Source organism: Alteromonas sp. CyTr2 (assembly GCF_947311905.1).
In the GTDB taxonomy this organism is placed as follows: Bacteria; Pseudomonadota; Gammaproteobacteria; order Enterobacterales; family Alteromonadaceae; genus Alteromonas; species Alteromonas macleodii.
The window spans coordinates 1-24159 of sequence record NZ_CAMZMZ010000023.1; the positions used below are offsets into that span (position 1 = coordinate 1).

Sequence of the window (24159 nt, forward strand, 5' to 3'; positions counted from 1 at the left end):
GGAATAGCTCAGTTGGTAGAGCACGACCTTGCCAAGGTCGGGGTCGCGAGTTCGAATCTCGTTTCCCGCTCCAAATTTTTACACTCCTATTTTTGTAACAGCCTTTGATTAGTGTATCAATGCGACCCCTTGATGGGCCCGCGACCGAGTGTCGGCCAGTTGGCGAATCTCGTTTCCCGCTCCAAATTTTTCAGACACCTCAAAAATAAAAACTTATCTTGTTTTTAAGTGCGACCCCTTGGTGGGCCCGCGACCGAGTGTCGGCCATTGCTTCACAACGAGAACAAATCTGTTTCTCGCTCCAAATTCACTTGCATCGAACGGTGTTCCTCTAAGCTTTCCTTTCCCACAAAACCCTGCACTGATTCTGGGTATAAATTCGATTTTTCACGCACCAAAGTCGTGCGACTTTAATATAGTTATGTGCCTATTTCTATAAGGCTATGATATTTCAGTTAAAAGTAATTATTTTATGAGCTCTCATAAAGTGCGGCCGCCCCAATGCGCAACGTGTTGTGGGATTATTTGCGCTTTAAATGAATAAATACCCTGTTTTGCTCTGGCTTTTGACGTTTTTTATATTAGAATGCGCGCAAATTCCGGCACGTATTCTGCTGAGTCTTGGGTTCTAGGCCCTTTTCACTGAGTAGCAATGAATAATAATAAGAACGCTACAAAGAACGAGCCGGTACACATTTTTACCCAATTCACGCTAAAACGCTTAATTAGAAGGACTCTGTTTTTTCCTATGGAATGGGCTAGTGGTTTTTAGCAATGTCCATTTTAAGAGAGAGAACATGCATAGTAAGAGTGCTCCTTTCCATATTTCCGCTGTAGCAGGCGCCGTGTTAGCCGCTTGCTCAAGCCCAAGCGTATATGCCCAAACGGTTACAGTAGACGAAAAACAAATTGAAAAAGTAGAAGTAACCGCAACGCGCAGAAGCGGCACCCTACAAGAAGTGCCTATTAATATCTCAGCGCTAACCTCTGACGTTTTAGACCAACAGAATATTGAAGATCTTGACGGCGTAGCGCGTTGGGTACCTGGTCTTACGGTGACAGATCAAGGTGGACGAAACGACTCTCCAATTATCGTACGTGGTCTAAATACTAATTCATCAGGCCCTGGTTCAAATGGCGGCACGGTAGCCACCTACTTTGGTGATATCCCTCTTTTCCTGAATATGCGTCTTGTAGACGTAGATCGCGTTGAAGTTCTTATTGGTCCGCAGGGTACGCTTTACGGAGCAGGAACCTTGGGCGGTGCTATTCGTTATCTTCCTAAGAAAGTCGATTTAGAGTTTGTGTCTGGGGAAGTAACGGGTGATGTGTTCAGCATTAGCGAGAGCGATTCACTAGGTGGAGAAAGCAGTATTGTCTTCAACGCACCTATTATTGATGGTGAATTAGCCGTACGCGCGTCATTGAACTATTTCAATAACCCAGGCTTCCTTGACTACAACTATGTGGTAAAAGAGGGCGGTGTGTCACTGCCAGACCCAGACTGGTCTAATGAAGAAGAGGTGAATAGCAACCTACGTCGTGTTGAAGATGCTAACGGTGAAGATACGCTAACAGGCCGTATTGCAGTACGCTGGGCGCCGAACGACTGGTTTGACAGCACATTGACTTACTTTTACCAAAAGCAGGACGTTGAAGGTCGCTCTATCACACATTACGACGCGCTTTCGGACGAAAATCCTTTAAGCGATGTTATCGGCAAGTACGAATCAGCCTATCGCTACGAAGAGCCGCGTGAAAAAGAAGACGAGCTATTAAGCTTAGAAGTAAGTGCTGACCTGGGCTTTGCAGAATTAGTATCTGCAACCGGTCTATCTAACTTTGACGCGAACGGCCAACGTGACCAAACTGATCTTTTAATTCGTTTAGACTACAGCTATGAAGAATTTCCAGCATTCTCGGCGTACACGGAAGAAGTGGAAGAACGGGAAGTTTTTACGCAAGAACTGCGCTTAGTTTCTCAAACCAGTGGGCCTCTATCATGGATCATTGGCGGCTTTTATTACGACTTAGACAGTGAAGGCAGCAGTAAAGAATTTACACCTAACTTCGATGTTTATGCCATTGACGTGTGGGGTGTAGACGGTAACTATCGTCCAGATGCACTTGAATACTTCTCAGTTGACGAAAGCGAGGTTACTGAAAAAGCGTTATTCGGAGAACTTACTTACGAGCTAACAAGCGACTGGGACGTTACATTAGGTTTACGTGCATACCAATATGATGTGCATTCACGTTCGGCTGTCGACTTACCGCTTTACAACTCAGTATTTGAAAGCAGAGCGTCTGACTCTATCGTACTAGATTATGGTGAGACAGAAGCTGACGATAGCGGCACGTTATTCAAATTCAACACTAGCTATCAGTTTACGAACAGCACAATGGGTTATTTGACCATCAGTGAAGGCTTCAGAATTGGTGGCGCGAACAGCGTTGGTGCTTGCCCAGATAATGTCGATGATCTGAATAACCAAATTGTTTGTGCTACTCCTGAAGAACAACTCTTTGAGGCGGATACCACAACTAACTATGAGCTAGGCGTTAAAACCAGTTTCTTCAGAAACAAACTTCAGCTGAATACGGCGCTATTCTACGTTGACTGGCAAGACCCTCAGGTGTCGGGTGCCACAATCAATGGTCAGCAGCCGATTATCGTTAATGCTGAAGGTGCGGAGTCGAAGGGAGCGGAATTCTCGATTCGCGGCATTATTGGCGACAATATCACGACTTATGCAACATACGCCTACACACAAGCTGAGTTAACTGCAGACGCACCATTCTTATTTGGTGTGTTTGATGAGCAACGCACAGAGCTTCAAGACTTTTACGATGGTAAAGATGGTGACCGTTTACCGGGAACTGCAGAGCATCAGTTCTCATTCGGTATCACATACAGCCAAGAAGTATTTGACGATAAAATGTTGAATGTGAACTACGGTATCACTGCGCAAAGCGATGTGTATACCACGGTTGGCCTTCGTCAAGATGGTGAGGCGCTGCCTGGCTACGCAGTAAGTAATTTGAACGCGACAATTTCAGATGAAGATTGGTCGGTAACCCTCTACATCGACAACTTATTCGATAAGTATGCGTTTACTTCAACTCGTCGTAACGTAGGCGATATTGGTTTAGGTCAGTTTAACGACACCCTAGAGCCAAATGGCATCGAGTTACAGCGAAACTATGGCCATTATGTGCTAACACCGCGTACTGTGGGATTGATGTTTAAGTATCAATTCGGCATGTAGTATAGTTATCGCTATAAGATACAATAAAAAGGCGCTTACGCTTAACGTGTAAGCGCCTTTTTCGTATTAAAACGGTTTTGAAAAAAGATAAAAATGAATACAAGTAACACTCGCTTAGACGACGCCGTAAGGTTTTTATCACAACGTGATTATCAGCAAGCACACCGCTGTTGTGTAGAAGTGATTCAACAATTCGGGCCGCATGCTCACGCCTATTTTTTACTTGGCATTATTCATGTTGAAATCGGACAGATAGAAAAGGCGATTGCCTTGTTAACTAAGTCTAACGAAATAGAAAACCGTTCAATTACCTTTGCCTATCTGGCCAAATGCTTTGCGTTAAAAGGCGACATGCAGCAAGCGCTAGACTGTGTGGCTCGTTCGCCAGTAAAGAGCCTTACCCGTGCTCTCGACTTAGATACGGTTGGCGTTTCATTATCGAGAGTAGGCCTACATGAGGATGCTATCGCCTATTTTGAAAAGGCCCTTGCTTTGGCGCCATCAAATCCGCAATACCACTACAACTATGCAGTCAGCTGCAAGTTTGCGGGAAAATTTGAGCTAGCCAGAAAGCATTTTGAACAAGCCATCGATAACGAGCCTAATTTCTTTCAGGCGCATTTTGCCCTGTCTGATCTCGGCGGCATTTCGCGTGAAAATAATCATTTAGCGCGACTTGACCCCTTAGTGGAAAAAGTAAAGGCAAACCCCGATGCACGACTTCACATAGGGCATGCGCTCGCGAAAGAGTATGAAGCACTAGGTGATTACACTCGTGTTTTTGAATCCCTGCAACACGCGAAAGCGCCCCAGAAGGCACGTAGTGAAAATACGCTGAAAGATTATCAGGCAATATTTAATACTCTTCATGCTAATTTGCAATCACAGATTAGCTCGGACGCTTTTTCCACCAATCTTTCTCAAAGCGACGCCCCCATTTTTGTAGTGGGTATGCCGCGCAGTGGCACAACACTGGTTGAGCGTATTTTAAGTCATCATTCGTTAGTTGCCTCTGGAGGAGAGCTACAAGACTTTGGCGTTGCTGTTAAACAGGTAACCCAAACTAGCAGCCAACTAGTGCTTGATACGCCTACCATTGAAAGTGCATATCAGAGTGACTTGGCCAAAATTGGAGAGCTTTATCTTCAGCGTACGGCTTTCTTGCGACAAGAGGCAAAGCACTTAGTCGACAAACTGCCATTCAATTTTTTCTATATCGACCTAATTCGACAGGCACTACCTAATGCAAAAATTGTTTGTTTGCTGCGTAATCCAATGGATACCTGCGTAGGTAACTTCAGACAGTTGTTTTCTATCCACAGCCCTTACTACGCTTACGCTTACGACCTTGAGGTGATTGGACAGCTTTATCAAAGCTTCGAACAGTGGGTGAGGAAATTTGCTGATACATATCCGAATGCTATTCGCCTGCAATCATACGAGCAACTTGCTCAGAATCCGCAAGCTGAAGTCAAAGATCTATTGGCATTCTGTAACTTGCCTTGGGAAGCGCAATGTCTACAAGTTGAAAACAATACGCTCCCTGTTTCGACCGCCAGTAAAGTGCAGGTTCGAGAGCCAATTAATACAAAGTCTATTGGACGCTGGAAACGATATGAACCGCAATTGGATGTACTTAAGGCAGTGATTTCGCAATAAAGGCACTGCATACGTATTCATTTGTTCTTACATACGTATGCATATTTAACAAATTTGAAACGTCTGGCTTACTTAGTGTTCACAAAATAAGCAGGAACACACCCATGAAAATCTCTTCTACTGCTGCCGCTTTGGCACTTTCGTCTACGTTGTCAATAAGTACCAGTGCCATTGCTTCTCCCACTACTTTTGTACATTTATTTGAATGGAAATGGGAAGATATCGCTACTGAATGTGAAACATTTCTAGGACCTGAGGGTTATGCCGCGGTACAAGTGTCTCCGCCTAACGAGCACATTACGGTGTCTCAATGGTGGGCACGTTATCAACCGGTAAGTTATGAGCTTACCAGTCGCGGAGGTAACAGAGCTCAGTTTGCTGATATGGTGCAACGGTGCAAAGCGTCCGGTGTTGATGTTTACGTTGATGCGGTAATAAACCACATGGCAGCTGGAAGTGGAACGGGAACGGCGGGTAACACATTCGGAGCTAAACAATATCCTATTTACTCGCCGAACGACTTTCACCCGACATGTGCCATAAGTAACTATAACAATCGTTACGAAGTGCAGCACTGCGAGTTAGTGGGTTTAGCTGATTTAGATACTGACAGCACTTATGTACAGGACACCATCGTAAATTACTTAAACGACTTAATTAGTTTAGGTGTTGCAGGCTTTCGGTTTGATGCAAGTAAACACATGCCAAGTGGAGATATCAATAGCATTGTCGCGCGTTTGAATAACACACCACTGGTTTTTCAAGAAGTCATTGACCAAGGCGGTGAAGCAATTAGTGCCAACGAATACTTTGGAAATGGTTTGGTTACTGAGTTCAAGTATAGCGTTGAAATAGGCAACACTTTCCGTAATGGCAAGCTAGCATGGCTGAGCAACTTTGGGGAAGGTTGGGGCTTTATGCCTAGCTCGAAAGCTGTGGTTTTTATAGACAATCACGATAATCAGCGCGGCCACGGTGGTGGCGGTAACGTTATTACGTTTGAAGATGGCAGGCTGTACGATTTAGCCAACGTATTTATGCTTGCTTATCCCTATGGTTATCCAAAGGTAATGTCGAGCTACGACTTTGGCGGTGATACTGAAAGGGGGGGGCCAAACGTCCCCGTTCATAACAATGGCACATTGGAGTGCTTTGGCAATAACTGGAAGTGTGAACATCGTTGGTCATACATAGCTGGTGCCATGGCGTTTAGAAACGCTACTGCATCAAATTTTTCGCTAACTAATTGGTGGTCGAATAACAACAACCAGATTGCCTTTGGCCGCGGAGATAAAGGATTTGTTGCCATTAATAAAGAAGACAGCGTGCTATACACGTCGCTCGCCTCAAGCATGCAACCCGGCACCTATTGTAATGTATTAAAAGGTAACCTCAGAGCTGATGGCAGCTCGTGCACTGGAGAAACCGTTACAGTAAATGCCGATGGTACGGTTAACGTTGACCTTGCACCATGGGATGCTCTTGCTATTCATCATGAAAACCGGGTTAATCCAACAGATAATACTGGTGCAGATTGGCAGCGCACCGTGATCTTTATTGAAGCAGAAACCCAAAGTGGACAAGATATGTTTGTTCGCGGTGGGATCGATCATGGCTATGCAGCATCAGTGTTCGGTACGACCTGCACAGATAGTAATTATTTATGTGCCATTCCTGTAAGGCACAACAACCTGCGCAATGCGACAACTTCGCCATGGAAGCAGGGCGATAACTTCCTTGATTGGTATGGTATTGAGTCTGCACAAAGTACTGAAGCAGAAGGAAGTGCAATGGATTGGACAACGAATAACTGGCCTGCGCAGTGGGGCGAGACAAAAGCCGTGGCGTCTGACGGTTTTGGACTTGAACCACTCAATGTTTGGGGACCACACCATTGGATGCTAGACGTTGAAATGGATTGTAGTAAAACAGTAAACGGCTGGTTTGAACTTAAAGCATTTATCAAAAACGGTCAGGGGTGGGAAGCTGACGTAAACCAGTCCAATACACCTTACTCATCAGGTAATCACTTTGCCCAATGTGGCAAGGTAAATCGTTTCGTTTTTGGTGATAGCGCCTATACAATGCAGAATTTTTAGTTGGTCATTTTTCTAAAAATTGGCAAGTAATTAACGCTTACTTACTTGCACTGCAGAAAAACATAGTTAAGCAGCACTGTGTGCTGCTTTTTGCGTTTACCGCTATTCAAAAGTTGCAACCCATTCACACAACGATTATGTTTATAGGTATGTAACTGGTCAAACCAGATTGGCGACACACGTAATCTACGTTGTGTAAAGGCGAACTTTTGTAAGGCTTAATTGAAGCTAGCGTGGACACTATGTCAAAGAACTATATATTAAATACCTATAATAAATTCATGAAACTTCCGTTTGGCAAGAAGCTATTTAGCTGGTACTCAGCGCGCAGGGCACCTTATTTTTCTACCGTTTCACCACTTATCTCAGACATTAAACCAAACTACTGTGAAGTGCTTATTAGTAAACGTAAAGCGGTAGAAAATCACATTGGAACGGTTCACGTTATTGCTATTTGCAATGGTCTGGAAATGGCCATGGGGTTCATGTGTGAAGCATCCATACCTAAAAACCTTAGGTGGATCCCGAAAGGTATGGAAGTAAAGTATCCGGCGAAAGCAGACTCAGATATTCGTTGTGTAGCAGAAGTGCCAGCTGACGCATGGAAACCAGGTGACTTACCTATTTCTGTTAAGGCGTATAACGCTGAAGGCACCGTGGTCGTCGACGGAACTATTACGGTTTGGGTAAGTGAAAAACGCTGATATCCCACTTATATTAAAAGGCCGCGCTTGCGGCCTTTTTTATGCTCTTTTAAAACATTCAATATTAAGTTTTTACTACAGCTACTTTTCTGTTTGACAGAAAATAAAAATCCGACTAAGAATAACCTTGAAAGCGATTAAGGCGCTATATCAGTAGTCTATTTCATTCAACAGTTGGTGTTGCAATTATGTCTGTGTTTACAACGCAGGTATTAGCGGTGGAAGAGGTTAAGATGTCTGTAATCACAAAAGAGCAATTCGCAAGAAAACCCTTTATAGATAAGAAAAATTACCCGTACGGCTTTGCCCGTTCAGGAGATTTTTCAATTAATGAAAGTAAGCTTCTTCAGGCTCATGGTAGTTTATTCGCTGCACTAGTGGACGGGAAAATTACGCCAGAGAATGATGAAGAACAAGCCTATTTGGAATCGGCTCTTGGTCATCGTGACCCTGCAACACCGCAAGAGAAAGCGTGGTTGAAATACCAAGCCAGAATAAACCGTCCAAAAACAGCAAGTATTTATGGCTCTAAGCGTGCTGCTGAACAAGATGTTGACGATGACGACGATATGAGCGATAACAGTGATCTTGATATCGACCTCGATGATTAAGCTTATGCCTTTATGCATTTAAAACGTGTAAAGGCGCCTCTCTTAAAGCAACTATGTTTATTGTTTGCGCTGTTAAAATCGTGTAAATAAATATCCTATTTTCTGTCAAAATTACACTTAAGTCGAAATATTTATCCTAATTATTGCGAATATTGGGATATATATCTCACTTTTACGCAATTTGGTGTTTTATCTTCCTATTACCTTAGATATAGTCGGGGCATCGTCAACGTACGCTGACAAACCCCCCAACCCATTACAGGAGAAAGCACTGTGAAAATGATGTCGGGCGCAGCCATGGTGGTTGAAGCGCTAAAAGATGTAGGAGTGACACACGTGTTCGGTTACCCAGGTGGTGCCGTATTAGACATTTATGATGCGTTATTTGCGCAAGATGATGTCAAACACGTCCTCGTACGTCATGAACAGGCAGCCGCCCACATGGCGGATGGTTATGCACGTTCAACTGGCAAAACCGGCACAGTGCTCGTCACATCAGGTCCAGGCGCTACGAATACTATTACAGGTATTGCTACTGCATATATGGACTCTATTCCGATGGTTATTTTATCGGGACAGGTGCCGTCGAAGCATATTGGTGAAGACGCATTCCAAGAAACTGACATGGTGGGGTGCTCACGCCCTATCGTTAAGCACAGCTTTTTGGTAAAGCGCGCGGTTGATATCCCAGAAGCGATTGCTAAAGCTTATTATATTGCCAACACAGGTCGTCCTGGCCCGGTGGTAGTAGATTTGCCAAAAGATATTGTGAACGTAGCAGAAGAACACCCGTACGAGTTCCCAACTGACGTGACCATGCGTTCTTACAACCCAACTGAAAAAGGCCATCCTAAACAGGTCAAAAAAGCAGTTGAGTCGCTACTTAAAGCAGAACGTCCCGTACTGTATGTAGGCGGTGGAGCTGTAGCTTGCGATGCGTCTGCAAAGGTTATTGAATTAGCCGAGAAGCTTAATGCACCGGTAACTTGTACGCTAATGGGCCTTGGTGCTATGCCGGGTACACACAAGCAATTTATCGGCATGCTAGGTATGCACGGTACGCTTGAAGCGAACAAGACCATGCATAATGCCGACTGCATCATTGCACTAGGTGCACGTTTTGATGACCGTGTTACTAATAACGTTGATAAGTTCTGCCCACATGCGGATATTATTCACGTTGATATTGACCCAGCATCGATTTCTAAAACCGTAAATGCGCATATTCCTGTGGTAGGTTCGGTAGATAAAGTACTTGATCAAATCTTAAGTCAGGTAAATAAGAAAGACTTATCAGGTCAAAGCGAAAAGCTGGCCGATTGGTGGCAACAAATTGAAACCTGGCGCGCTCGTCAGTGCTTAAACTACGCACAGGGCGAAGAGGTAATTAAGCCTCAGCGCGTTATCGAAGCCTTGTACAAACACACAGACGGTAAAGCTTACGTAAGTTCTGACGTGGGTCAGCATCAAATGTTTGCTGCGCTTTATTACCCTTATGATAAACCGCGTCAGTGGATCAACTCAGGTGGTCTTGGCACCATGGGCTTTGGTTTACCGGCTGCAATGGGTGTGCAGTTTGCGCATCCAGGTTCAACCTCTGTGGTAGTAACGGGTGACGGCAGTATTCAAATGAATATTCAAGAGCTATCTACTTGTTTGCAGTACAACCTGCCTATCAAGATTATCTCATTGAATAACCGTGCCCTAGGTATGGTTCGTCAGTGGCAGGATATGATTTACAAAGGACGTCACTCACACTCTTACATGGATTCAATGCCTGACTTTGTGAAATTGGCAGAAGCTTACGGACATGTGGGCATTAAAGTAGACAAGCTTGACGAGCTAGACGCAGCAATGGAGAAATGTTTCAGTTACACAGATCGCTTAGTGTTTATGGACATAGCAGTAGACCAAAACGAACACGTATATCCAATGCAAATTAAGTTTGGCGCAATGGATGACATGCGCTTAAGCAAGACGGAGCGAACCTGATGAAACGTATTATCTCTGTATTAATGGAAAACGCCCCTGGCGCACTATCTCGTATCGTTGGTGTATTCTCACAACGTGGTTACAACGTCGACTCACTGTGTGTGGCACCAACCGACGACGCGAGCCTTTCGCGTCTAACGATTATCACGCACGGCGACGACAAAGTCATAGAGCAAATTACTAAGCAAGTGAATAAGCTTATTGATGTGCTAAAAGTGGTAGACCTTACTGAAGGTACGCACATTGAACGCGAACTTATGCTGATTAAAGTCGCGACTCGCACAGAGTCGGTACGTGCTGAAGTGAAGCGGAACTCTGATATCTTCCGTGCGCGTATTGTGGATGTGAACGTAAACAACTACACCATTGAAATTACGGGCACCACAGATAAGCTAGATGCATTTGCCACGACTATGGGGCAGTGTGCTGAAATTATCGAATCATCGCGAACCGGTGTGTGTGGGCTTGCTCGAGGTGATAGGGCGCTTCGTCCTTAAATTTTTTCCCGAGTTTTCGCGCAAAGCGTTTTTTCGAAAGGCTGTCAGTAGACAGCCTTTTTTCATTCTAGGGAATTACCCTAAGTATCGCGCCCATAATAGGCTTCTACGCGCAGGGCTACGCCGTATGAGGTTTTAAAATCCTCTTCACGTAGCCATAAAACGAAAGGCTCTACCTCAAAGAATAGCCAATCGCGCAGCATGTTGTTACGCCACCTAAACCCGCCATAGACTTCTTCTACGCGAAAGTTGGGTTGGCTAAGTCCTTCCACCATAAAGTGAGGAATAACGGCGTTATGTTGATCTACCGAAAACAAATGGTGGACCTCGTGACGCCATAGCCAGTCGTTGGTATCGTCGCGGTAGTAGTAGCGATTATTTTGTCGAACCAGGTGCTTTTTATTGATTTCGTATTGAAAAGCGACGCCCACCTCCGCACCCAAACGGTCACGGGTGTAATAGTAAAGTTCGGCGTCGTATAGCATGGCCCATTGTTTAGAAAAGGCAAAAGCATCTCTGTATCGGGTCATCGCATAGAGTTGGTCGCGGCGACCAGCGCCAATTCTAAATGAGTAGTGAGAGTCTTGCTCAGGACGAAAGCGAAGCGCGATGGTCGTTCGATCGCGGTTGTTATTGCCGGTATCCCTCGCGGCTCGTATTGTGTTGTTCTGTGTCTCGTCTTCGTTATCACTTAATAGTAAATCAACGCGTTCTTTTAAAGCCGGTAGGCGAACTCTTACCCTGAAGCGCAAATCCGTATCCGAGAGCATGCCACTTCTTGGCTCCCATGCAAGTTGAACACGGCCTTCGGCTCTGGCTTCCTTCTGTCCTGAAGCACCTATTTCATCTGAACTTTCAAACAAACCATCAAGCTGTTTTACGGTGAAGTCCATGGTGTCGGTGAAGCTACGCTGCCAAATATCAAACCATTGCTCATTAGGTATTGAAGGAGGCAAGGAGTGTGTACTTTCTTTTGTCGAGTTAGCGCGGTTAGAAGGCGTATTTTCTGGCCGAGCAATGTCCCGATAGGTTATACCTACACTGGTCGCATTTACGGGGGAGTTCAACGTGTCAGCAGCTGAGTCAGGTGCAACAGGTAAAGCGAGCAATAAATGGCAATAGACCACGGTAAGGCATAGCATTGCTCACTAACTCCTTGTAAAAATTAGCATAGTTGAATGTTTCGACCATTCGCATTGGGAATATACAGAGCATGGATTGTCCCAACCAAAACGTCAATCTTTATTCATTGAAGTAAATATTCAGGTGAAAGCATCAGCAGGCAATGGCATACTGTGCCAATCGATGTAAGGGAGATTATTTTTATGGGTGGTATTAGTGTTTGGCAGTTGCTGATCATACTGGTTATTGTGGTGCTTTTATTTGGTACGAAGCGCCTTAAAGGTATAGGTACTGATTTAGGCGGCGCAATCAAAGGCTTCAAAAAAGCTGTCACCGAAGAAGACAAAGACGCAGACTTTGAACAAAAGAAGCAAGTTGAAGAAAAGTCAGCAGCAGAGCCTGTTTCAACTAAGACGCAGAGCGACGTTAAAGAAAAATCCTAATGTTCGATATCGGCTTTTGGGAGCTATTGGTTATCGGTGTACTGGCGCTGCTTATTTTAGGGCCAGAAAGATTACCGGGTGCCATGCGCTCAACTATAAATACAATTCGTAGCGTGCGTAATGTAGCAACGGGCTTTAAGCAAGAAGTTGAGCATCAGTTGCGCGTGCACGAATTGCATGAAAATTTGAAAAAAGCAGAGCAGCAAGGGCTTAAAGATCTTTCACCTGAACTTGAACAAAGCGTCGATGAGCTAAAAAAAGCTGCAGAGTCGGTTCAAGAACCTTATAAAAAGCAATAGATGTCTGACGCTAATAACCTTATTTCTCATTTAATTGAATTGCGTAGCCGTATTCTCAAAGCCCTTTTGAGCGTACTTATCGTCTTCATTTGTCTTGCGGCGTTTGCGCAAGACCTTTATAAGCTATTGGCGATGCCATTGCTTGAAGCCTTACCTGAAAATGCGAGCATGATTGCAACCGACGTTGCATCACCTTTCTTTGCTCCGTTTAAACTTACACTGGTGTTATCGTTTTTTATTGCTATTCCCTATGTGCTCTATCAAGTATGGGGGTTTGTGGCTCCGGGTTTGTACAGAAATGAAAAGCGCCTGGTAGCGCCTTTACTACTTTCCAGTACGCTGCTGTTTTACGCAGGAATGGCGTTTGCCTACTTTGTGGTATTTCCAATAGCGTTCGCGTTTTTTACAAGCGTAGCACCTGAAGGTGTAACGGTAAGTACAGATATATCCAGTTATTTGAACTTCGTCTTGAAACTGTTCTTTGCATTTGGGGTCTCATTCGAGATACCGATAGCCATTATCTTAATGTGCTGGACTGGGGTAACGGATGCTAAGTCTTTACGAGCCAAGCGCCCGTACGTGGTTGTTGGTGCATTCGTGGTTGGCATGCTGCTAACACCTCCAGATGTTATCTCTCAAACATTATTAGCTATTCCAATGTGGTTGCTGTTTGAAGTAGGGGTTATTGTTGGGGGATTTTACGCGGGTAAAACACCAAAAGACGATACATCTACTGAAACAACAGACAACACATAGATGTTAAAAAAAGAAAGGAATAAAAATGAAAACCCGACTGCTATCTCTTGCCACTATTCTGTGCGCGTTTGGGGCGTTTAATGTACAAGCTGAGACAGTTGCTGATGCATTGGAGAAATGTCGCAACACGGATAATAGTTTAAAGCGACTTATGTGCTATGACAGCGTCGCGAAATCACTCAACAAGTACGAAGGTTCAGACGCTCAGATTGAGCAACTACAGGCCTACAAGAGCAACAATGGTAATCAGATGAAGCCTCGCCCAGCGCCTGTCGCTCAGGGACAAGTTCAAGCCTCAGAACCTAAGAATGACTTTGGACTTGAACATAAGCGAGATTTGTCTGACGAAGCTTCTGAGATTGCGGTCACTATCGCTTCGATCAAGAAGAATGTGCGTGATAAGCATGTTATAACTTTCAGCGATGGTTCTGTATGGCAGCAAACTGATGGAACCTATATGAAGCTTAAGGAAGGTCAGTCGGTAGCCGTAGAAAGGGGCTTATTGGGTGCATTTTTCTTAAGTGTAGAAGGGCTTAACAAGCGCATGAAAGTAAAACGCGTAAAATAAATGCCTTGGTTTGATGCTGGCGTCAACTTGCTTGATAAGCGATTTGACGCCGATGAAGTTATACAACGAGCAAAAGATGCAGGGGTAGAAAAACTCTGCATTATCACCACGCACCCCAGTGAATGGGACGCCGCAGTAGCGCTATATAATAAGTATCCAACCCAATGCTGTTACACTATCGGTGTCCATCCTCACAATGCAAAAGATGTCACGCCAAGTGATTACAAGTGGTTACGCGAACTTGCACAACAGAAAGGGTGTGTTGCAATTGGTGAATGTGGTCTGGATTTTAATCGCAACTTCTCGCCACAGCCCGTTCAGTTGGCAGTGTTCGAAGCCCAGTTAGACATTGCGGCTGCATTAGACTTACCCGTGTATTTACATGAAAGGGATGCGTTTGACGAACAAGTCGCGTTATTAGCCGAGTATATGCCTCGTATAAAAGGTGGTATTGCCCACTGTTTCACTGGGAATGCAGAGCAGGTTCAGCACTACCTTGCGCTGGGGCTCTATATTGGTATTACTGGCTGGGTATGTGATGAGAAGCGAGGCGAAGCACTACGCGAAGCCGTGAAGTCTATACCTTTAAACCGTCTTATTCTTGAAACAGATGCGCCTTATCTGTTTCCCAAAACCCTTCGACCGAGAAAACGTAATAACGAACCTGCTTTTCTACCCAATATCGCTAAACAATTAGGCGAATATCTGCAAGTTGAGACTGATAAATTACGTATTAGCAGTTATGCTAATAGCTGTGAGTTGTTTTCTCTCAGCTAAACATAGGTTTATATGCAGACAAATCTGAAAGCGATGCGCAAGTATGATGCGGGTCTTATTCTTATCACCCTAGTGGCCGTCGTTGCATTTGTGTCTGTGTTGTTTAGTTTGTCTCCTAACGCCAGTGCAACACCACGTTTCTCGCAGCTTACTTATCTCAATGTAGATAATGGCAATGCGCTCGATTTTACTACCATTACTCAAACGCCGCTTACCGACTGGACACCAATATCTTCACCCATTAACTTGGGTATGAACACAAACGTACATTGGTTTTCAATGGTCATTGCGCCAACACAAAGCAATGAAAGTCGATTTCTATTGCACATCGACTATCCCCTTTTAGATAGTTTAGACGTTGCGATTTACAGCCAAATAGGCAGCACGCCTATTGCTACTTATTCAGGTGGCGATGGCCTGCACTTTGACAACCGGCCTGTTTCTCATGTGAAGCCACTATTCCCCCTACCAGTAAGCGCTCAGTCGCAGCGGGTGATTATTCGAATACAAACCTCTGGCAGCGTACGCCTTCCTATTCGTATATGGGAAGAAACAGAGTTTATTGCCTATACATCAAGCCGTAACCTGGCATTGGGGATATTTTTTGGCATCTTGGTAGCAATGGGCGTGAGTAACGCATTTTTAACGGTAACGACAAGTAACGTGTCGTTCCTTTATTACTCTGGCTATGTAATGAGTTTGGCGCTTATATTGGCGACGTTACACGGCTACGGCTTCTCCTATATGTGGCCGGGAAGCACATGGTTTCAAGGTAAAGCAATTCTTGTGTTTGCCAACGCGACTATTATGTTTGCGGCGATGTTTACGCGAAGCCTACTACCTATTAGAGCCCACAGCGTAAAGCTAGATAAAATCACACAGGCAATCAGTTGGGTGTGCGGGTTAAGTATAATCCTCGGCCTTATCTTGCCTTACTCGTTCATGATAAAGGCGTTCCTGTTACTGCTTAGCCTCATCGTTATTTTTACTCTTGGGTTAGGTATTTGGCTAACGCTCAAAGGGGTGGTCGTAGCACGTTATTTTACCATTGCTTGGGGTTTTCTATTAATTAGTGGACTAAGTGCGAGCCTTGATAACGTTAATATTATTCAATTGCCTATTTCGTCAAATAACCTGCTGATCATTGGTGGCGCGGTAGAAACGCTTATCTTGGCACTTATCTTAGCGATTAATTATAGCCACAGTCGCGATGATCTCATTGAGGCGCAGCAGTTCGCGCTAGAGCAGGAAAAACAGGCAAATACGGCCAAAGAGAATTTACTTGAAGTACAAAAGCGTTATCAAGATGACCTGGAGTATAAAGTACAAGAACGCACGTTAGAGCTAGAAATTACGTTACGCGAGTTGTCTGAAGTTAACCAAGAACTGGAAAGGTTAAATGCAATAGATCCGCTCACAGGAGCGCACAACCGTCGACATTTCGATAAGCGTCTGCGTTCTGAAGGGCGACGCAGTAGACGTGAACAAACACCATTATCTCTCATCATTGTTGACGTGGATCATTTTAAGCAAATTAATGATCAACATGGACATGATGGTGGTGACGCGTGCTTAATTCACGTCACCAATGTCTTTCAGAAGCACATCCATCGCCCTACAGATGACTTGTGTCGCATAGGTGGTGAAGAGTTTGCCATTATATTGCCTAATACCGATCTTGAAGGCGCTTTTCACGTTGCCGAAAATATGCGAGATAGCCTTGCGTCGACCCCACTTGATTACGAAGGGGAAACCATTAAGCTAACTGCAAGCGCGGGCGTTTCTACAACCATTATTATTGATGAAGAGCACGCGCAAAATCTTTTCAAGTTCGCCGACGAATGCCTTTACGAAGCCAAGGCTGCGGGCCGCAATACAGTAATACATAACCATTTACAGGAAAAACTATGACATCTTCACCTTTCCCTCAAAGAAGAATGCGCAGACTACGCGCCAAAGATGCTTTAAGAGGGCTTGTGGCAGAGCACCGTTTAACCACTGACGATCTCATTTACCCTGTTTTTGTACTACCCGGTGAGAACGCACGAGAAGCCGTACCTTCTATGCCTGGTGTGGAAAGACTTTCTATCGATTTGCTAGTGCAAGAAACGGAGAAATGGGTAGAGCTGGGCATTAGAACGATTGCGCTTTTCCCTGTGACACCTATGTCTCTTAAAACCGAGTGTGCAAGCGAAGCGTTCAATCCTGAAGGGCTTGCTCAGCAAGCTATGAGAGCGCTCAAAAAGGCGTTTCCTGAAGTAATGCTGATGTCTGATATCGCATTAGATCCATTTACGTCTCATGGTCAAGATGGCCTCTTAGACGAAACTGGTTATGTGATGAACGACGAAACAGTCGAGGTGCTCATTAAGCAAGCGTTATCGCATGCTGAAGCTGGCGCTGATATTGTTGCGCCTTCTGACATGATGGATGGGCGCATTGGCAGTATCCGAAAAGCACTTGAAGAAGCAGGTCACATCAATACGTGTATTATGGCTTATTCTGCTAAATACGCGTCTGCGTACTACGGTCCATTTCGTGATGCCGTCGGCTCCGCTGCAAATATAAAGGGCGGCAACAAGAAAACCTATCAAATGGATCCTGCCAACACCGATGAAGCACTCCACGAAATTGCGCTTGATATAGAAGAGGGCGCTGACATGGTAATGGTGAAGCCAGGTATGCCGTATTTAGATGTTGTGCGTCGTTGTAAAGACGAATTTAAAGTACCGACATTCGCCTATCAAGTAAGTGGCGAGTACGCTATGCATCAAGCTGCTTTTGCTAATGGTTGGCTAAAAGAAGACGCGGTAATCCTAGAATCGTTATTAGCGTTTAAGCGCGCTGGCGCAGACGGGATTCTGACTTATTTCGCTCCGCAAGCTGCTGCGCTTTTAGCGAAGCAAAATGACAAGTAATACCAACAACCAAAGGTTCGACAACAAAAAAGCCGTGCAATGCACGGCTTTTTTTCATGTTTTTTTCCGTTTATCGGTATACATATTTAACGCATTCTATCTTTTTGTAAGTGGTTACTTACAAACGAGTTCGCAGCCAGCTTTATGCTGAAGCCAGCATTCATTTGCTAGCTCTGCGTTGATCAAAGGATGCGATTTCAGCCAGCCTTCAGGGAAAGTAAGTGTCCACTTACTTTCTTCGCACTGCAAAGTTACTTCTGGTATATGTTTATTCTGACGACGCAGACATAACACCACTGCGATACGTAAAATTCGCAATAAGCCTTTTAGCATTGGACGGTAGTCTTCGTGGTACTTTTCAAATACGTCTGGCTTTATGTTTAATCTATGCTGAGCAACTAAATCGCGGATGGCGGCGCGCTGAAGGCGCGTGAAGCCAGGCAAATCAATGTGACTTAATATGTATTCACCATGCTCATGATGGCGCTTATATTCAATGTGAAGACCTATTTCATGAAGCTGTGCGGCTGCACCTAAAATAGTTTCGGTATCTAAATGACAAATATTCTGTTGTGCACAGAGTTGATGGCATAAAGTAAGCGCTACGTGACTAACCGAGTTCGCGTGACTGGCATCTACATGATAACGATGTTTTGCCTGATTAAGGGTCTGCTGGCGACGATCATTCTCGGTAACGTTATCTAACATTCCGTAGATAAGTCCTTCTCGAAGCGCACCACCAGAAATATTCATGTGCTTGATATTTAGCGCTTCAAATAAGCTGATGAGGATCGCTAAACCAGACGGGAAAATAGCTTTTCTGTTATCTTCCAATCCGTCGATATCAAGGGTTTTAATGCTGCCGCATTCAATACATTGCTTTTCTAAATGATACAAATAGTCTAAGCGGATAGCATCACTAATGCCCTGTGCTACAAGAATCTCAGTAATGGCTTGCGGCGTGCCAGATGCACCTAAACAATTCTCCCAATCAAAACACAAAAACGCGCTAGACACATCGGTAATAAGCGCGTGTGCGGCTTTTTTGGCATTGTCGAAATTGTCTTCGGTGATAGTGCCGCCGGTGAAATAGCGTTCCATAAACGTTACACAGCCCATATCCAAACTCTTAAGATGGATAGGCTGCATGTCGTTGCCGATAATGATTTCTGTGCTGGCACCGCCAATATCTATGACTAAGCTATTGCCTTGGTTGGCGGATGTGTAGGCTACGCCAAGATAAATTTGTCGCGCTTCTTCTTCACCGCTAATCACTTCAAGTTTGTGATTGAGAATCTCTTCTGCCTTGCGAATGAATACATGCGCATTGGTTGCCAGTCGCAATGTAGCGGTCGCTACAATTTTAATATTAGAAGGGGGGATATCCTGCAGGCGTTCCGAGAATACTTGCAGGCATTGCCAGCCGCGTTCCATGCTTACGTCATCAAGTGCTAGCTCATCATCTAAACCTGCTGCTAGGCGCACTTTCTGTTTAATTTTCCCTATTATTTGCACACTGCCGTTAACAACGTGAACAATCACCATGTGAAAGCTGTTAGAGCCTAAATCTACGGCGGCGTAATACTCGCCGTAGGTTTGTGCGTCGTGCTGGAGTTCTGCCTGCATAAAACCTCGATTCTTATTGAGTACCTTTACGCCTCACTGTTGCGCTCTGTTGTTTCGGTTTTGAGGCTTTCCACGGCCTCTTCCGTTTCCACGACGTGAAGAATTGCGGTTGTTAGGCGTACGTCTTCTACGTGGTTTTGGAGGCGTTACATCATCAAGTAGAGCACTGCGGTCGTAATCGGTAACCGGTATTGCCTTTTGGATGTATTGCTCAATAGCAGGTAAGTTTAGTGCGTATTTTTCGCACGCGAAACTAATTGCAACACCACTTTGTCCTGCACGGCCAGTACGACCAATACGGTGTACATAGTCTTCGGCGTCGTCAGGTAAGTCGTAGTTGAATACGTGCGTTACCGCGTCGATATGAAGACCGCGCGCTGCAACGTCGGTTGCGACTAAAATATCAAGATTGCCTTTGGTGAAATCTTCTAAGATCCCAAGGCGTTTCTTCTGTGGTACATCGCCGCTAAGCAAGCCCACGCGATGGCCATCTGCGGTAAGCCAGTCGGTAACTTTCTCACAGCTATTTTTAGTGTTGGCAAAAACAATGGCCTTTTCTGGCCATTCTTCTTCAAGCAGCGTAAGAAGAAGCAGCATCTTGTCGTCATCAGACGGATAAAATAGCTCTTGAGAAACGCGAGTTGCAGTTGTTTGTTCTGGCGCTACCTGTACGTGGGTAGGGTTGTTCATGTGCTCGTAAGCAAGCTCTTGCACGCGGTAGCTAAGTGTAGCTGAAAATAGCATGCTCAAACGTTCGCTTGCCGGTGGCATGCGGCGGAATAAAAAGCGGATATCTTTTATAAAGCCTAAATCGAACATGCGGTCGGCTTCATCAAGTACGGCAACCTGAATATTCTTCAGTGTGAACACATTCTGTTTGTAGTAATCCAGTATGCGTCCTGTCGTACCAATTATAATATCTACCCCTTCTTCCAAAGTTTCACGTTGACTTTGGTAACCTTCGCCCCCATAAATCAAACCAAGCGACAATCCAGTATGCTCACTAAGCAGTTTGGCGTCGTTATAAATTTGAACGGCGAGCTCTCTGGTCGGCGCCATGATAATTGCGCGAGGGCCATTTGATTTGCTGTTATCTGCATTTTCTGCTTTGCTTAGCAAATAGTGAAATGTAGCTACCAAAAAGGCAATGGTTTTACCGGTTCCGGTTTGAGCCTGACCTGCAATGTCGTGACCTTCCAATAAAGGAGGCAGTGCAAGTGCTTGAATTGGTGTACAATGTGAAAAATTAGCTGCCGCCAAGGCGTCAACAACCTTGCCGTTAATCGGCAGGTCAGAAAAGTGAGTATCAGTTAAGTGAGTAGGCATAGCTTATAGCTTATCAGTGCTTGCATTAAAAAACAGTTTCTATATAACACTTATGGTCAGGCTGAGACAAATCAGCGACAGACCAATAATGGAGAAAAGAATGAGCGACAAAATTATCCAGTTATCTGACGATAAATTCGAAGCAGATGTTATCAATGCTGAAGGTCCTGTACTGGTTGACTTCTGGGCTGAATGGTGTGGCCCGTGTAAAATGATCGCACCAATCTTGGAAGAAGTTGCGACCGAGTTTGATGGCAAGTTAACAGTTGGCAAGTTGAATGTCGATGAAAATAACGAAACTCCACCTAAATATGGTATTCGTGGTATTCCTACATTGCTACTTTTCAAAAACGGTAACGTTGCTGCAACTAAAGTAGGCGCGCTATCTAAAGCTCAATTAACAGAGTTTCTTAACGAAAACCTTTAATTGATTTCAAATTGAAAACCGGTGCTAACGAAGCACCGGTTTTTATTTACGCCACAGGGACTAACGTTTCATTCTAGAAGAGCAAGCCACAAATTATTTAACATTTCGGCGGTAAAACGCTGGACGTTGATTAAATATAGTGCTAACTTTTCTTCAGCGCTCATCCGAGCAGCGTTCTGCTTACGCCCACATCAGGGTGATATCAAATCTAAACTAGAACAGAGTGACTTTAAGTCCTGTAAGCGAAGTTCAAGCACAAAGACCCACCAGTATGAATTTAACTGAATTAAAGAACAAACCAATAAGCGAGTTGGTTAACCTGGCCGAGGAGATGGGCCTGGAAAACATGGCGCGCGCCAGAAAACAAGACATCATTTTCTCAATCCTAAAGACACACGCAAAAAGCGGTGAAGACATCTTTGGTGATGGGGTACTAGAAATTTTACAGGACGGTTTCGGCTTCTTACGCTCAGCTGACTCTTCGTATCTTGCAGGACCAGACGATATTTATGTATCGCCAAGCCAAATTCGACGCTTTAACTTGCGTACCGGTGATACGATTGCCGGGAAAATTCGTCCACCGAAAGACAGTGAACGATACTTCGCCCTGCTAAAAATCCGCGAAGTTAACTTCGACAAGCCTGAAAATTCACGTAATAAAATCCTTTTTGAAAACCTTACACCGCTTCACGCAGCAGATCGCTTGCGCATGGAACGTGGTAATGGCTCAACAGAAGACATTACGGCTCGTGTACTAGATTTGGCGTCGCCAATCGGTAAAGGCCAGCGTGGTCTTATCGTAGCGCCACCTAAGGCCGGTAAAACGCTTCTTCTTCAGAATATTGCTCAGTCAATTGCTGCTAACCACCCAGATTGTGAGTTAATGGTATTGCTTATTGATGAGCGTCCGGAAGAAGTAACCGAGATGCATCGTCTTGTTCAAGGTGAAGTCGTTGCTTCAACCTTCGATGAGCCAGCAAGTCGTCACGTACAAGTTGCTGAAATGGTTATCGAGAAAGCCAAGCGTCTTGTTGAACACAAAAAAGACGTGGTTATCCTGCTTGACTCGATTACTCGTCTTGCTCGCGCTTACAACACGGTTATCCCATCATCAGGTAAAGTACTTACCGGTGGTGTTGATGCGAATGCTCTTCACAAGCCTAAGCGCTTCTTTGGTGCTGCCCGTAATGTTGAAGAAGGCGGAAGCTTAACGATTATCGCAACAGCGCTTATCGATACCGGCTCTAAAATGGACGAAGTTATCTACGAAGAGTTTAAAGGTACAGGTAACATGGAATTACACCTTAATCGCAAAATCGCGGAAAAACGTGTATTCCCGGCTATCGACTTCAACCGCTCTGGTACCCGACGTGAAGAACTGCTTACAGCGCAAGATGAACTACAGAAAATGTGGATCCTTCGCAAAATCGTTCACGAAATGTCAGAAATTGACGCAATGGACTTCCTTATCAGTAAGTTGTCGATGACCAAGACAAACGATGAGTTCTTTGACGCAATGCGTAGACAAAAGAGTTAATAGAAACTTAGTAATAAGTTGATATTTAAAGAAAAGGCGCCACTCGGCGCCTTTTTTATTCCCTGCATCGATAAAGCACTTTTCTTATACTTCCGTCTAATACCCTCAGTCTTGTGAATGGGGTATTTTCGTTTGCTTATTGATTTTTAACAGCAATCGTTAGTTCAATGGTGTGTTCTCCCTTGAGATGATTTACTCTGTCTAAAAAACACCAAAGGAAATAATAGTTATGTACCAGAAATTGCTGTCACTCGCATTTGCAGGGTTGGCCTCTGTGTCAGCTGCTAATGCCGCTCAGATCAATGTTGATGAATTAGCGAATAAAGTCGAGCCTGATGTAATTAAATGGCGTCATCACTTTCATGAATTTCCTGAATTATCGAATCGCGAGTTTAAAACCGCTGAATATGTTGCTGACTACCTTGAAAGCCTAGGTTTAGAAGTGCAGACCGGTGTGGCAAAAACGGGTGTGGTAGCTATTTTAGACTCGGGCAAGCCAGGTCCTGTGGTTGCATTACGTGCAGACATGGACGGACTTCCTGTAAAAGAGCAAAACGATTTGTCCTACCGCTCAAAGCAGATGGGCGAATACAACGGAAAAGAAGTGCCGGTTATGCACGCCTGTGGTCACGATACTCACATGGCAATGCTCATGGGCGCGGCAAAAATTCTTACCGAAATTAAAGGCGACCTGAAAGGTAAAGTGAAGTTTATCTTTCAGCCAGCAGAAGAGGGCGCACCCGCTGGAGAAAAAGGCGGTGCGGAAGTTATGGTTGCTGAAGGTGTACTTAAGAACCCTGATGTAGACGCTATTTTTGGCCTGCATATCAATGCTAACACCGATGTGGGTAAAGTGCGTTATAACGCGGGTGGCACCATGGCCGCGGTAGACCCATTTAAAATTGTTATTCACGGTAAGCAAGCCCACGGCGCTTATCCTTGGAAGAGTGTTGATCCAGTGGTTACCGCTGCGCAAATGATCATGTCAATTCAGACTATAGTAAGTCGTGAGTTGAAATTGATTGACGATGCAGCGGTGGTGTCTATTGGCTCTATTCACGGCGGTAACCGTTCAAACATCATTCCAAATGAAGTAGAAATGGTTGGCACAATTCGTACACTCAATGAAGCCGCTCGCGATCACATTTACGAGTCGCTTCCGCGCAAAGTAAAGGCTATTGCTGAAAGTATGGGCGCAGAAGCTGAACTTACGCTACCGCTAGATTACTATTACCCCATTACGTACAACGACCCAGAGCTTACAAAAGCCATGCTGCCTACTATGCAGCGTACCGCAGGCGTTGAAAACACGCTGCTTTCTAAGCCGGTCACGGGTGCGGAAGACTTTTCATTTTTCCAAGAGCAAATTCCAGGTTTATATGTTTGGGTAGGCGGTAAGCCATTAGACGTCTCTGAAGAAGATAGCCCTGCTCATCACACACCGGAATTTTATGTTGATGATGAAGGCATGAAATTAGGCGTGAAGCTTCTAACGAACTTTACCCTAGATTACATGGCTCAACACTAAA

The 24159-nt window shown here is 44.7% G+C and carries 20 protein-coding genes; 17 read left to right on the top strand and 3 right to left on the bottom strand.

Translation table 11 applies throughout. The features are described from left to right. Positions 1–797: 797 nt before the first annotated feature. The 7 genes from QME20_RS12770 to ilvN all read left to right on the top strand — a co-directional run bounded on the left by QME20_RS12770 (position 798) and on the right by ilvN (position 10831). Entirely contained in the window at positions 798–3269 is a 2472-nt protein-coding gene (locus QME20_RS12770) for a TonB-dependent receptor (RefSeq protein ID WP_281716029.1), read from the top strand. Between the two features lie 93 nt (positions 3270–3362). After that, positions 3363–4928, top strand: a complete 1566-nt coding sequence (locus tag QME20_RS12775) for a tetratricopeptide repeat-containing sulfotransferase family protein (protein WP_281716030.1) — start codon at positions 3363–3365, stop codon at positions 4926–4928. 104 nt (positions 4929–5032) lie between these two features. Then, complete coding sequence (locus tag QME20_RS12780) at positions 5033–7027, top strand: alpha-amylase family protein (RefSeq protein WP_239259218.1); 1995 nt, start codon at positions 5033–5035, stop codon at positions 7025–7027. 242 nt (positions 7028–7269) lie between these two features. Then, positions 7270–7731, top strand: a complete 462-nt coding sequence (locus QME20_RS12785; RefSeq protein ID WP_187446944.1) for a hotdog fold domain-containing protein — start codon at positions 7270–7272, stop codon at positions 7729–7731. Between the two features lie 233 nt (positions 7732–7964). Further along, on the top strand, positions 7965–8342 hold the full coding sequence (locus QME20_RS12790) for a DUF413 domain-containing protein (RefSeq protein WP_061486911.1): 378 nt from the start codon (positions 7965–7967) through the stop codon (positions 8340–8342). Positions 8343–8615: 273 nt separating this feature from the next. Further along, a complete protein-coding gene (locus QME20_RS12795) occupies positions 8616–10334 on the top strand; it encodes an acetolactate synthase 3 large subunit (RefSeq protein ID WP_039225051.1) in 1719 nt (572 codons plus the stop codon). Further along, positions 10334–10831 (top strand): acetolactate synthase small subunit, encoded by a 498-nt coding sequence (gene ilvN / locus QME20_RS12800; RefSeq protein ID WP_014975513.1) that lies wholly within the window; start codon positions 10334–10336, stop codon positions 10829–10831. Before QME20_RS12795 ends, ilvN begins: the two co-directional genes overlap by 1 nt. Before the next feature lie 80 nt (positions 10832–10911). On the opposite strand, the gene QME20_RS12805 is transcribed toward ilvN, so the two are convergent. Then, on the bottom strand, positions 10912–11973 hold the full coding sequence (locus QME20_RS12805; protein ID WP_278346274.1) for a hypothetical protein: 1062 nt from the start codon (positions 11971–11973) through the stop codon (positions 10912–10914). A gap of 177 nt (positions 11974–12150) precedes the next feature. Here QME20_RS12805 and tatA point away from each other — a divergent pair, with 177 nt between their 5' ends. From tatA to hemB, 7 genes are read left to right on the top strand one after another with little or no spacing between them, the layout of a single operon-like run. Further along, positions 12151–12396, top strand: a complete 246-nt coding sequence (gene tatA / locus QME20_RS12810) for a Sec-independent protein translocase subunit TatA (protein ID WP_230633705.1) — start codon at positions 12151–12153, stop codon at positions 12394–12396. Continuing rightward, positions 12396–12695: a Sec-independent protein translocase protein TatB gene (gene tatB, locus QME20_RS12815; protein ID WP_014948087.1), complete on the top strand. Its 300-nt coding sequence runs from the start codon at positions 12396–12398 to the stop codon at positions 12693–12695. Before tatA ends, tatB begins: the two co-directional genes overlap by 1 nt. Further along, positions 12696–13451, top strand: coding sequence for a twin-arginine translocase subunit TatC (tatC, locus tag QME20_RS12820; protein WP_014948088.1), 756 nt, complete (start codon positions 12696–12698; stop codon positions 13449–13451). A 25-nt stretch (positions 13452–13476) separates the two neighbouring features. Further along, on the top strand, positions 13477–14019 hold the full coding sequence (locus QME20_RS12825; RefSeq protein WP_014948089.1) for a hypothetical protein: 543 nt from the start codon (positions 13477–13479) through the stop codon (positions 14017–14019). After that, complete coding sequence (locus QME20_RS12830; protein ID WP_281716031.1) at positions 14020–14796, top strand: TatD family hydrolase; 777 nt, start codon at positions 14020–14022, stop codon at positions 14794–14796. It abuts the gene before it with no gap. 12 nt (positions 14797–14808) lie between these two features. Beyond that, positions 14809–16707 (top strand): diguanylate cyclase, encoded by a 1899-nt coding sequence (locus QME20_RS12835; RefSeq protein WP_281716032.1) that lies wholly within the window; start codon positions 14809–14811, stop codon positions 16705–16707. Continuing rightward, positions 16704–17714: a porphobilinogen synthase gene (hemB, locus tag QME20_RS12840; RefSeq protein ID WP_281716033.1), complete on the top strand. Its 1011-nt coding sequence runs from the start codon at positions 16704–16706 to the stop codon at positions 17712–17714. The genes QME20_RS12835 and hemB overlap by 4 nt, the downstream gene beginning before the upstream one ends. Before the next feature lie 114 nt (positions 17715–17828). On the opposite strand, the gene QME20_RS12845 is transcribed toward hemB, so the two are convergent. Continuing rightward, a complete protein-coding gene (locus QME20_RS12845; protein ID WP_101563389.1) occupies positions 17829–19340 on the bottom strand; it encodes a guanosine-5'-triphosphate,3'-diphosphate pyrophosphatase in 1512 nt (503 codons plus the stop codon). Positions 19341–19373: 33 nt separating this feature from the next. Next, positions 19374–20666, bottom strand: coding sequence for an ATP-dependent RNA helicase RhlB (gene rhlB, locus QME20_RS12850; protein WP_014975523.1), 1293 nt, complete (start codon positions 20664–20666; stop codon positions 19374–19376). 100 nt (positions 20667–20766) lie between these two features. On the opposite strand from rhlB, the gene trxA reads away from it, so the two are divergent. The 3 genes from trxA (at position 20767) to QME20_RS12865 (ending at position 24158) form a co-directional block, all read left to right on the top strand. Beyond that, a complete protein-coding gene (gene trxA, locus QME20_RS12855) occupies positions 20767–21093 on the top strand; it encodes a thioredoxin TrxA (protein WP_012517074.1) in 327 nt (108 codons plus the stop codon). A gap of 271 nt (positions 21094–21364) precedes the next feature. After that, positions 21365–22630 carry a transcription termination factor Rho gene (gene rho / locus QME20_RS12860; RefSeq protein ID WP_014948094.1) on the top strand — a complete coding sequence of 422 codons (1266 nt, stop codon included), beginning with the start codon at positions 21365–21367 and terminating at the stop codon, positions 22628–22630. A gap of 229 nt (positions 22631–22859) precedes the next feature. Next, positions 22860–24158, top strand: a complete 1299-nt coding sequence (locus QME20_RS12865) for an amidohydrolase (protein WP_014948095.1) — start codon at positions 22860–22862, stop codon at positions 24156–24158. The last annotated feature ends 1 nt before the right edge of the window (position 24159 follow it).

Bases quoted from the DNA above. Each gene is read 5' to 3' on its own strand.
- QME20_RS12825 (WP_014948089.1), top strand. From the start codon at position 13,477: ATGAAAACCCGACTGCTATCTCTTGCCACTATTCTGTGCGCGTTTGGG.
- tatB (WP_014948087.1), top strand. From the start codon at position 12,396: ATGTTCGATATCGGCTTTTGGGAGCTATTGGTTATCGGTGTACTGGCG.
- QME20_RS12780 (WP_239259218.1), top strand. From the start codon at position 5,033: ATGAAAATCTCTTCTACTGCTGCCGCTTTGGCACTTTCGTCTACGTTG.
- hemB (WP_281716033.1), top strand. From the start codon at position 16,704: ATGACATCTTCACCTTTCCCTCAAAGAAGAATGCGCAGACTACGCGCC.
- rho (WP_014948094.1), top strand. From the start codon at position 21,365: ATGAATTTAACTGAATTAAAGAACAAACCAATAAGCGAGTTGGTTAAC.
- rhlB (WP_014975523.1), bottom strand. From the start codon at position 20,666: ATGCCTACTCACTTAACTGATACTCACTTTTCTGACCTGCCGATTAAC.
- QME20_RS12770 (WP_281716029.1), top strand. From the start codon at position 798: ATGCATAGTAAGAGTGCTCCTTTCCATATTTCCGCTGTAGCAGGCGCC.
- QME20_RS12785 (WP_187446944.1), top strand. From the start codon at position 7,270: ATGTCAAAGAACTATATATTAAATACCTATAATAAATTCATGAAACTT.
- QME20_RS12845 (WP_101563389.1), bottom strand. From the start codon at position 19,340: ATGCAGGCAGAACTCCAGCACGACGCACAAACCTACGGCGAGTATTAC.
- QME20_RS12775 (WP_281716030.1), top strand. From the start codon at position 3,363: ATGAATACAAGTAACACTCGCTTAGACGACGCCGTAAGGTTTTTATCA.
- tatC (WP_014948088.1), top strand. From the start codon at position 12,696: ATGTCTGACGCTAATAACCTTATTTCTCATTTAATTGAATTGCGTAGC.
- QME20_RS12830 (WP_281716031.1), top strand. From the start codon at position 14,020: ATGCCTTGGTTTGATGCTGGCGTCAACTTGCTTGATAAGCGATTTGAC.
- trxA (WP_012517074.1), top strand. From the start codon at position 20,767: ATGAGCGACAAAATTATCCAGTTATCTGACGATAAATTCGAAGCAGAT.
- ilvN (WP_014975513.1), top strand. From the start codon at position 10,334: ATGAAACGTATTATCTCTGTATTAATGGAAAACGCCCCTGGCGCACTA.
- QME20_RS12835 (WP_281716032.1), top strand. From the start codon at position 14,809: ATGCAGACAAATCTGAAAGCGATGCGCAAGTATGATGCGGGTCTTATT.
- QME20_RS12805 (WP_278346274.1), bottom strand. From the start codon at position 11,973: ATGCTATGCCTTACCGTGGTCTATTGCCATTTATTGCTCGCTTTACCT.
- QME20_RS12865 (WP_014948095.1), top strand. From the start codon at position 22,860: ATGTACCAGAAATTGCTGTCACTCGCATTTGCAGGGTTGGCCTCTGTG.
- QME20_RS12790 (WP_061486911.1), top strand. From the start codon at position 7,965: ATGTCTGTAATCACAAAAGAGCAATTCGCAAGAAAACCCTTTATAGAT.